Source organism: Nocardia sp. NPDC058497, assembly GCF_042720195.1.
GTDB lineage: Bacteria > Actinomycetota > Actinomycetes > Mycobacteriales > Mycobacteriaceae > Nocardia.
Window position 1 is genome coordinate 1 of record NZ_JBHXMY010000338.1, and the last position, 6,632, is coordinate 6,632.

The following is a 6,632-nucleotide window of genomic DNA, read 5'->3' on the forward strand; positions in this document are numbered from 1 at the left end:
ACAAATAAAGACACTCCGCCCGGAACAAGTCGCCGCTTAATACACCCCACCGGGCGCCACCCCACCACCACCAGGCGCCCGCCTGCTGCTGGTCCGAGAGAACCTGCCGGACAGCCAGGCTGGTTCAGCGTTGATGGATGGGGCCGTGGGTGGTGTGCAGGGGGCGGGCGGTGGCGCCGGCTCGGTCGGCGAGGATTTGGGCGAGGATGGAGATCGCGGTTTCTTCGGGGGTGTGAGCGGCGATGTCTAGGCCGAGTGGGCTTCGGATGCGGGAGATCTCGGTGGCGGTCAGGCCCGCTTCGTGCAGGCGTCGGGTGCGGTTGGTGTGGGCTTGGCGGGAGCCAAGGGCGCCGAGGAAGGCTATGGCGGGGAGGTGGAGGGCCGTTGTCAGCGTTGGGATGTCGAATTTGGGGTCGTGGGTGAGGACGCAGATGACGGTGCGATTGTCGATGCGGCCTGCTCGGTGCTCCGCGGCGAGGTAGCGGTGGGGCCAGTCGACGATCACCTCGTCGGCGGCGGGGAAACGGGCCGGGGTGGTGAAGGTTTCGCGGGCGTCGACGACGGTGACGTGGTAGCCGAGCTGGGCTGCGGTCACGGTGAGGGCCCGGGTGTAGTCGTTGGCGCCCGCCAGGATCATGCGGGCGGGGGAGCGGAAGACCTGGACGAAGGTGCGAGGGCGGGTCGCGGCGGCGGGAGTGCAGTCCTGGGCGCCGATCAGGCCGTTGTGGCCTGCGGTGAGGAGTGCGGTGGCATCCTGGTCGAGGCCGCGCCACGGGTCGATCCGGCCGGGGCGCAGGAGTTTTCGATCCGGGGTGGCTTCGAGCGTGGTGGCGTAGGCGACGGGCTGGTGCGCGGTGAGGGCGGAATACAAGTCGCCGAGAAGGGGCAGGTCGGTGTGGTCGAGGCGTTCGACGAAGACTTCGATTTCGCCGCCGCAGGGGAGACCAACGGTGAATTCGTCGTCGGCGGCGAAGCGTTCGGTGCTCGCGTGACCGTCGTGCAGGACCTGGCCCGCGGTGGTGACGATCGCCGATTCGACGCAGCCGCCGGAGAGCGAACCGATGACCCGCCCGTCCGCGGTGATCGCCATCGCCGCGCCGGTGTCCCGGGGGCCGGCGCCGGTCCGGTCGACGATTCTGGCCAGCGCCACCGGCCGGCCGGGAAGCAGATCGAGTACCTGCCCGAGCAGATCACGCATCGCGCACCGGCCTTCCCGCGGCCACGTGGTGACCGTCGTGACCAGCCTAGCTACGGCACAGCATCCGCGCGCGGGTCAGTCGAGGATCTCGCGGTGCTGGAGTCCGCCCGGCACGATCCCGTCGCGGAAGAAGTCGCGGAAGATCTCGGCGGCGTGCTCGGCGGTGAACACCTCTTCGGGATAGACGTAGGTGTCGTCGTCACCGTGCGGCACGTACACCGTGGGCAGGCCGAGCCTGCTGCCGGGGAAGCCGAGGGTGTAGCGGCGGGTGACGTGGTCGACCGTCATGCGTAGCTGCAGGGTCATCGCGTCGGCCGAGCCGGCGCACCGCAGGGCGAGAGCGCCGCGCGCCGCGCTCACAGTCGCGGTCACCTCGGTGGCGGGCATCGGCTCGGGGAGCACGGTCAGATCGAGCGCGTAGCGCTGATGACCGTCCATCCGCCGCAACGGGCGCAGAAAGCTCTCCACGTCCTCGTTCGGGCCGATGAAGACCTTCAACCGGTCGCTGTAGGTGACGCGGTGGGTAGCGACGATGACTTCGGCAGCGGCCGGCTCGGCATCGAACGGTGGGACGGGCACTGGATCCGGCGTGCCTGCCGCGTGGACGGGCAGAAGCCTGCATGCGCTGGCCTCGGGAGACGAGAACATGTGACGCTCACCTACTCACACTCGGTTACTCGCTAGCAATCTAACCATCGCGGACGGTTTGTGAACCATAACACTAGCGTGACGGAGATCACTAAGTGTGGCTAGTTTAGATTCGACTATGGGCGAACCCGGGTCGTTGCCAACCTTGGGTCGGTTTCGTGGCGATAGACGGGGGTGAGTAGGTCGGCGTCGACAGGTTCGCCGGTGGTGCGGTCGTACCGGACCGCGATGAGAACCGAGAACAAATGCGTGCTCGCACGCTCGTGCAGGGTGGCGAGCCGGGTCGCCAGCAATCGGATCGCACCCAGTGAGCCAGGCGGATGCAGGCCGTCGATGAGCATGATGCTGCCGCGCCGGTCGGGGCGGGGCAGCCGGGCCAGGTAGGCGATGTCGTGCGGTTCGGTGCCGCCGGGGCGGTACACGCGGCGCGCCGCCCTGTCCTCGATGCCGCGCCGGGTGTCACCTGCCCGGGTGACCGTCCGGCGCAGCCGGGGATCGGCGACGACCAGCTGACGCAGGCTGGGGGACAGCTCGGGGCCACCGAGGATCACCAGGCCGTCGCGATTGAGGTCGATCGGCCTGCCGGGCAGGAAGGTCTCCACGTTCGCCACGAAGCCGAGCTGACGCAGCAGCTCGGCCAGGCGCTGCGCGGCCGCGGGGTCGGGTGCGCCGAGCAGCCTGCCCGCGCGGACCTCGGGAGCGAGCACGGTCAGCGAGCCGTGCCCGAAGAACAGGCCCTCGGGGACCGGTCCCTGCGTGCTCACCTGGTGGATGCGCGCCCGGGATAGTCCAGCCGCGGCGCCGATCCGGGCGAACGTCCAGCCCTCGGCGTGGAGTTCGCGGATCACGGCGCGCCTGATCCTGGTGAGTTCGTTGATGGTCTGCTGGGCAGCCGCCACCCCGTCGGTGGCTGCTTTGAGTCTCTCGACCTTGTCCTCGATCGCGAAGACTCGTGCCACGTCATCGGCCGACATGTGCGAAGTCTAGACAGCTCGACAGCATTCCGTGTCTCTATCGGTTGACATCGAACTGTCTTGCAGCACAACGGTAATCATGTTCGTCTCGGCGGCAATCACAATATTTCGAGGTAGCCGAGGGTGTGTGCCAGCTCTGCGACCCTGTGGCAAATGCCGACCGTGCGGTGTGTTCCGCCCGTTTTACGTGGCGTCGAGGTCGATCGGGGGACGCTCGTTGCGGTCCAGCGGCTTCGACAGCGAGGGCGGCGCGGAGGCGCCGGGCATCCCGCTGCTCTGGCCGAACAGTGACTGCTTGTCGGGCACCGCGCTCTCCAGATCACGCAGCATCGAATCGTCACCGCCCAGCAGATGCTTGGTGACCGCGGCCCGCGGGCTCATCCCGCGCAGTTCGTTCAGCTCGGCCAGCGGCTTGCGCAACTCGTCGAACTCCGGCCCCAGTTCCTGCTTCAGCTGGGTGGTGGCGCCACTGGCGTAGTCGCGCACCTGGCGCAGGGAACGTGTGGTCCAGCGGACCGCGCCGGGCAGGCGCTCCGGGCCGAGGATCACGAGGGCGGCGACGAGCAGGATCATCATCTCGCTCCACCCGATGTTGCTGAACACGATCCCAGGTTACCCGGCGCGCGTCGGCCCAGCTCAGTCGGATTCGAGGGTCACGGGCACGTCCACCTGCCTGCCATCGCGGATCAACTGCACGTTCACCGTCTCGCCGATCTTGTGCGACTGCACGGCGACGACCAGCTCGTCCGGACCGGTGACCTCACGGTCGCCGATCCTGACGATCACGTCGCCCTCGACGATGCCCGCCTTCGCGGCCGGGCTGCCCGGCGCCACGTCGGCGACGGCGGCGCCGCTCATCACCTCGTTGGCGACGGTCTTGGTGCGCGCGCTCAGGCCGATCACCGGGTGGTGCATCTGCCCGTCGCGGATCAGGGCCTGGGTGACGGTGGTCATCACGTCGACCGGGATGGCGAAGCCGAGACCGACCGAACCGCCGGTCTCGCTGCGGATCGCGGTGTTGATGCCGATCACCCGGCCCTCCATGTCGACCAGCGCGCCACCGGAGTTACCCGGGTTGATCGCGGCGTCGGTCTGCACGGCGTCGATCACCGCATTGGTGTCGCTGCCCTCGCCTGCCAGCTTCACCGGGCGGTGCTGGGCGCTGACGATGCCGGATGTGACGGTCTTGCTCAGGCCGAGCGGGGAGCCGACGGCCAGCACGTCGTCGCCGACCTGCACCTCGGCGGACTTGCCGAGGGTGGCCACGGTCAGGTTCTTGGCCTCGACCTTGAGCACGGCGAGGTCGGTCTTGGGGTCGCGGCCGACGATCTGGGCGGGCACCCTGGTGCCGTCGGAGAACTGCACCTGGATGGCGGCCCGGTCGGACTTGTCGGTCGCGGCCATCGAGATCACGTGGTTGTTGGTGACGACGTAGCCCGCGCCGTCGATCACCACGCCGGAACCGGTCGCGCCGTTGTCGCCCACGGTGACCCGGATCGAGACCACCGACGGCAGAACGGCATTGGCGACGGCGGCGATCCGGCTGCGCGGCTCCTCGATGCCCGCGCTCTGGTCGAGGGTGACCTTGCGTGAGGTCAGGTTCGAGGCGGTCTCGGCGCTGATCCGCCCGACCAGCCCGCCGACGACGGCGATGCCGAGCGCGAGCGCGGCCAGCAGGGCCAGCGCCTTGGGCGCGACGCGCGAGCCGAACAGCACCTCGCGGGCGGTCAGCTTGGGGGCGACGGGCAGACGTTCGGGTGCGGGGGTCTCGACGGCGGGCGCACCGAGGCGCGCGCCAGCGGCCGGATCACGCCACGGGTCGACCGGGCCGGCGATGCCAGGTCGCTGCTCGTCGGAGCCGGGTTCGCGCTGCAGCAGCTCGTCGGAGCCCTCGGGCCGGGCGAACGCCTCGGCCAGCACGCCGTCCGGCGGCCGCTGGGTGACCAGCTGATCGGCGCCGGGGGTTATGGGCCGCTGCTGCGGGTCGTGCGGTGCGAACGAGCCGTTCTGGCCGTTCGGGCGGCGGAACGCGCGCGCGGTATGGCTGTCGATGTGCGGCCGGTACACCGGACGCGGGCCGAGGTTCGGCGCGTCCGACGGCCGCAGGTTCCCCCGGTCGGCCGCCGAATCCGCGTGTTCGGTCGATCCGGAATTCGTCGATTCGCCTGTCACGTCCGAGACTCTACTTGCGACGCCAGGTTGTCCACCGGGTCGCGGTGAAGGAATCGGTGATGAATCCGAGAATCGCCTCGTTACGGCGCGGCGGTTCGGGCGTGGTCCCTGGCAGTTCGGCCAGTGGGATGCGGGTCAGGCTGTCGTGCAGGCTGCGCGGCACGGCGACTTCGGCGGCCCGGCGCAGCGCGATGCGCGCCTGCTGCTGGGCATCGACCTCGGCCGCGCATTCCGGGCACAGCGAAAGATGCTGAGCGGCGCGCAGATACGCGTTCATGCGCAGTTCGCCGTCGACGTAGGCCGCGATCGCCTCGCTGGCCAGGTGCTCGGTGGGCTGAAAGCGCGGGGTACGACCACGACCTGAGGCACTGGGGTCCACCATGCGGAGTTCTTCCTTCCGACCGACATCAACCGAGAGGCCCGGTGATGCCGAGAACGACATCACCCTGCGTAGGCGTCAGCGGAGTACCGCTGCTCAGTTCCATTATGCGCAAGGTAGTCGCGCAGTGCCTGCCGCCCGCGATGGATCCGGCTGCGCACGGTGCCCAGTTTCACGCCGAGCGTCGCGCCGATCTCCTCGTAGGACAGGCCCTCGATGTCACACAGGACCACTGCGGCACGGAACTCCGGTGCCAGTGAATCCAGCGCTTTCTGCAGGTCGGGGTCAAGGCGCGAGTCGTGGTAGGACTCCTCCGGAGTCGGACCTTCGGCGGGGACCCGGTCGTAGTCCTCCGGCAGCGCTTCCATGCGGATGCGGTTGCGGCGGCGGACCATGTCGAGGAAGAGGTTGGTGGTGATGCGGTGCAGCCAGCCCTCGAAGGTGCCGGGCTGGTAGTTCTGCAGCGAGCGGAACACCCGGATGAAGGTCTCCTGGGTGAGGTCGTCGGCATCCTGTGCATCGCCGGAGAGGCGGTAGGCCAGCCGGTATACCCGGTCGGCGTGCTCGCGGACCAGTTCGTCCCACGACGGCATGACGGTGCGGTCACCGGTGGCGTCGAAGGCCGCGGTACCGGTGAGTTCGGCTTCGAATTCCGCATCGTCGGCGGCAGTGAGATCGGTCGTGAGAGTCTGGTCGGGCAGTGTGGCGTGACGCGCCGTGTCTACCATCGGGATGGGACACCTCCTACTCGGGACCGCTGGCACGAAACCTCGCCGGTCCGGGTCGACGAACCTTGCTATCGGAATCAACCAGCAACTGTGTGAGGTTGTTCCCGCGTCTCGTGCCCGCCGCGATCGGCTGGCCTTGCGTAGGGCAACTATTTCCTGCCCCGATATGGGTCAGATGTGGAGATCCTGAGTGTGTCCTGAGAATCCTCGCCCCAGACGACCCTAGCCCCGCCGGCACGGGAAAAGCAGCAGTTCCAGGCCCTTCGTGACCTTTCCGCAAACCTTGGGCAATTGTGTGATCTGTGCGCGACACATCGTCGAACCGGCGCATTCGCTGAGTACACAGACCCCTTCGGTGGCCTAGCCTCTTAGCTGTGGCATCGAACGTGGAGCGGAACCTGGCCTATGTGGAGGTTTACCGCGTCGATGAACACCTCCACCGGGATTCGCCCCAGCGGGCCCACCCACGGGGGGCCCGTTCCGTGCCCCCATCCCTCCGCGCCCGGGAGTTCCAGTTACCCCCCATTCAGGGC

7 protein-coding genes are annotated in these 6,632 nt (G+C 68.6%); all 7 read right to left on the minus strand.

Annotated features, from left to right (window positions below; all coding sequences use genetic code 11):
- Positions 1-124: 124 nt before the first annotated feature.
- Positions 125-1,198: an XdhC family protein gene (locus tag ACFWPJ_RS21095; RefSeq protein ID WP_378853808.1), complete on the minus strand. Its 1,074-nt coding sequence runs from the start codon at positions 1,196-1,198 to the stop codon at positions 125-127.
- Between the two features lie 75 nt (positions 1,199-1,273).
- Positions 1,274-1,846, minus strand: a complete 573-nt coding sequence (locus ACFWPJ_RS21100) for a hypothetical protein (RefSeq protein WP_378853810.1) — start codon at positions 1,844-1,846, stop codon at positions 1,274-1,276.
- 116 nt (positions 1,847-1,962) lie between these two features.
- Positions 1,963-2,820, minus strand: coding sequence for a hypothetical protein (locus tag ACFWPJ_RS21105; RefSeq protein WP_189026372.1), 858 nt, complete (start codon positions 2,818-2,820; stop codon positions 1,963-1,965).
- Between the two features lie 183 nt (positions 2,821-3,003).
- The gene (gene tatB, locus ACFWPJ_RS21110) at positions 3,004-3,423 is read right to left on the minus strand and encodes a Sec-independent protein translocase protein TatB (RefSeq protein ID WP_378853812.1); all 420 of its coding nucleotides are present in this window, start codon (positions 3,421-3,423) and stop codon (positions 3,004-3,006) included.
- 33 nt (positions 3,424-3,456) lie between these two features.
- Positions 3,457-4,992 carry a S1C family serine protease gene (locus tag ACFWPJ_RS21115; protein WP_378853814.1) on the minus strand — a complete coding sequence of 512 codons (1,536 nt, stop codon included), beginning with the start codon at positions 4,990-4,992 and terminating at the stop codon, positions 3,457-3,459.
- Between the two features lie 10 nt (positions 4,993-5,002).
- A complete protein-coding gene (locus ACFWPJ_RS21120) occupies positions 5,003-5,374 on the minus strand; it encodes a hypothetical protein (protein ID WP_378853816.1) in 372 nt (123 codons plus the stop codon).
- 59 nt (positions 5,375-5,433) lie between these two features.
- Positions 5,434-6,099 (minus strand): RNA polymerase sigma factor SigE, encoded by a 666-nt coding sequence (gene sigE, locus ACFWPJ_RS21125; RefSeq protein WP_378853818.1) that lies wholly within the window; start codon positions 6,097-6,099, stop codon positions 5,434-5,436.
- Positions 6,100-6,632 lie beyond the last annotated feature (533 nt).